The following is a 1,304-nucleotide window of genomic DNA, read 5'->3' as shown; positions in this document are numbered from 1 at the left end:
TTCCCCAGATAAACAGGGCGGAGCATTTGTTGAATATGTTCATTAAACCTCCTGTTCCATCTATCTTCTTCATGACTGTACCGGCGAGCGTTAACCCAAAGAACCAAACCCAGGATACTGTAATACATGTGATTGTAAAAATAACTTGTTCCGTTCCGACATATTTTAATGCACTTGTCCCAATAACACCGACTATATCTAAGAGAGCATGAGGGTTTAATAAAGAAACCGATAAAGCAAAGATGACTTGCTGACGGATTGGTAATGCTTTATTTGTTTTACTTGTTGTTGGCTCAGACCTCCAAATAACGTATCCCATGTAAAGTAAAAATAAAATACCAGCAATCATTAGGCTAAGTCGTAGCCATTCAAATTGTAAAACGATAGTGGATAGCCCAAAAACAGCTAAAAGAATTAAAAAAGTATCACATAGTGCAGCTGTAACAGCCGCCGGAAGTGCTCGAATTAGTTTTGGCTGTGTGGCTCCTTGTGAAAATACAAATACATTCTGTACCCCTAAAGGTAAAATAAGTCCGAATGCTAAGATTATTCCATGAACAATAGCTTCCATATAATCAACTTCCTTTCAATTACTATCGTACTATGATAAAACTAAAAGAAAACAACCAATTGGATGGTTTTTAATCCACCCAATTTAGGAGGGAATTAGATGAAATGGAAACCAAATCGTCATTCTCATTTGACCTTTCAAGAGCAAATTGTAGATTGGATAAAGTCTCATATTGAGCGAGGTGATTGGACTGTTGGCACAAAAATCCCAACACAGCGCCAACTTGCAACGCAATTTAATGTGAACCGAAGTACTGTGCAACTTGCGCTTGATGAATTAAGGGCGGATGGTTTGCTCGAATCTAAAGTGGGGTCAGGGGTATTTGTGGCCAATAATTCGTGGAATGTGCTTTTGAACAGATCTCAACCCAATTGGCAGCAACACATTGAATCAAGTATTCATAAACCAAACTACCACACGATTCAACTCATCAACGAATATGAGCAAATGGATCATATCATCCGTCTTGGAACAGGTGAATTATCACCAGAATTACTTCCAACGAAACAAATTGAACAGTCGTTAAAAAAGATTTCACTTGAATCAAAGGCACTTGGCTATTCATCACCACAAGGAAGTGAAAAGCTTCGGGGGATTTTATGTAATTATTTAAAAAAACGTGGTATTCAAACAGCACCAGAGAACATTTTAATTGTTTCAGGAGCACTTCAAGCACTGCAATTAATTGCAGTTGGATTATTAGAAGAAGGATCTATTGTCTTTCAAGAACAAC

The 1,304-nt window shown here is 37.7% G+C and carries 2 protein-coding genes; one reads left to right on the top strand and one right to left on the bottom strand.

Annotation, left to right across the window (positions count from 1 at the left end):
- Positions 1-571 (bottom strand): LysE/ArgO family amino acid transporter (locus CQ058_RS31335; RefSeq protein WP_105590277.1); only part of this gene is annotated, 571 nt, incomplete at its 3' end.
- 99 nt (positions 572-670) lie between these two features.
- On the opposite strand from CQ058_RS31335, the gene CQ058_RS31330 reads away from it, so the two are divergent.
- A partial coding sequence (locus tag CQ058_RS31330) for an aminotransferase class I/II-fold pyridoxal phosphate-dependent enzyme (protein ID WP_142396456.1) occupies positions 671-1,304 on the top strand: 634 nt, incomplete at its 3' end.

It is taken from the genome of Bacillus sp. MYb56 (genome assembly GCF_002976445.1).
Classification (GTDB): domain Bacteria; phylum Bacillota; class Bacilli; order Bacillales; family Bacillaceae_G; genus Bacillus_A; species Bacillus_A mycoides.
Note: the sequence above shows the minus strand (reverse complement) of the source record. Positions and strands in the feature narration are given on the sequence as shown.